2 protein-coding genes are annotated in these 1,715 nt (G+C 60.2%); both read right to left on the reverse strand.

The genetic code is table 11. The annotated features are described in order from the left end of the window. Positions 1-378: 378 nt before the first annotated feature. On the reverse strand, positions 379-1,341 hold the full coding sequence (locus WBR57_RS12090; protein WP_424084024.1) for an IS110 family transposase: 963 nt from the start codon (positions 1,339-1,341) through the stop codon (positions 379-381). Further along, positions 1,319-1,715 (reverse strand): hypothetical protein (locus tag WBR57_RS12095; protein ID WP_424084025.1); only part of this gene is annotated, 397 nt, incomplete at its 5' end. The genes WBR57_RS12090 and WBR57_RS12095, both read right to left, overlap by 23 nt.

Consider the following 1,715-nt stretch of genomic DNA (forward strand, 5'->3'; position numbering starts at 1 on the left):
GTCATGCCTTGCACAACCGCGAGGGTTGTCGCGAAGCGCCCGGCTTATCTGCGATCGGTGCCCGGACGGGCAAATCACCCCGAACCCCTGTCTAGCCCTTCCTGCAAAAATATTCTGATTTTCAGAAGTAACAAATCAGTCTATGTATTCGCCATCCCATCCCGACAGAGGGGCGTTGCGCAACGTCATCAACGCGGGGCGGGATGCGGTGGACGCTGGAAGCGCTATTGACGAACGGCGCTTGAGGCGGACGGCGAAGTCGTGTGGTCCTGACACCCCGACGCTGGTGTCAACCTGGTGACGATGCTGGCGCATCGCACCGGGGATGGTGGCAACAAAGCCCGGTTCACCAGGGAGCAACTGTGTTGATGATCGAGGTCAGTTCGCCGCGCAGACAGCAGGGTTCCACTTCTGCCGGCGAGCGATCATGATGTTGAGGATCACGATGAGCTTGCGCATGCACGCCACCAGCGCAACCTTTTTCACCTTACCTTTGGCGACCAGGCGCAGATAGAAGGCCTTGAGCACGGGGTTGTGCCGTGTCGCGGCGCCCAGACAGGCCATGTAGAACAGATTTCGCACCTTGCGGCGTCCGTCCTTGATCTGGCGCTCACCTCGCCGTTTGCCACTGTCGTCATCGTACGGGGCCACACCCAACAAAGCGCCAGCGATCTTGTTGTTTACCTGGCCCAGTTCCGGCATTGCCGCGATCAGACCGGCGGAGGTGATCCGGCCAAGTCCAGGCACGCTCTCGATGATCTCGGCGAGTTCGGCAAACCGCGGCGTGGCTTCGATCGTGGCTGTAATCGCCGCCTCGAGCGTGGCAAGCTCGGCAGCGATCTTCTTCAGGAGCCGCGCCTGCACCCTCTGCACGATGTCTGGCGTGGAATGCTCGCTTCTGTTTTGCAGTTCGCCCTGCACGTCGAGCAGGGCCTGGCGCGCATTCACGATCTTCGCCAGTCTCTCGCGCTCCGCGTCATAAGCCTGTTGAGGAACATCGCGGAAGGTTTCGGCGAACCAGCCGATCATCTCCGCATCGATCGTGTCGTTTTTGGCGAGCCGACCGGCCGATCGAGCGAAGCTGCGCACCCGTTTTGGATCGACGATCCGAACCTCGATCGCCGCATTGCGCAATGCCTTGGCCCACTCGCGTTCGTAGCCGCCGGAAGCCTCCATCACCGCCTTGCCGATCTTTTGCCGGCGGAGCCATGAGGCCAGCTCGCGCCGACCATCCGCCGTGCTTGCAAACGTGCGCTTCAACGATAGCGAGCGAATGCAAACATCCACCTTGTCCTTGGCGACATCGATCCCCGCGACATCAAGAGAATTTTGTGCCATCATCCAGCTCCCTTCCTTGCTCGGTCCGGGCTCTAAGCCCATGCAACTGTTCGGGTTGAGGAAGACACCGGATCTGTCCCACGCTCCCCGTCAGGCTCATATGGCCTTCGAGCACGAACGGGCTCAGATCCAGCGACGGGCGGTTTTGTGAGAACCGCCCGTTCGCACATTCTGACAGATTTTGCAGACACAAGATCACGAAGGAAACCGTTAAAACCATTGCGCGGGGAATGCCGGATGTCTCCGGTGTGACCGTGGTGACTTGCTTGCGTGCTTTCCATTTTTGCACGCAAGGCTGCGGGTGCGCTGACGCACCCGGCATTCCCTGCGCCCTCTCTTCGGGTTGCAGACTTCTGCACAAAAACCCGGGCAAAACT

Origin of the sequence: Pseudomonas sp. (genome assembly GCF_049590575.1) — a bacterium.
GTDB lineage: Bacteria > Pseudomonadota > Gammaproteobacteria > Pseudomonadales > Pseudomonadaceae > Aquipseudomonas.

Bases quoted from the DNA above. Each gene is read 5' to 3' on its own strand.
- WBR57_RS12090 (WP_424084024.1), bottom strand. From the start codon at position 1,341: ATGATGGCACAAAATTCTCTTGATGTCGCGGGGATCGATGTCGCCAAG.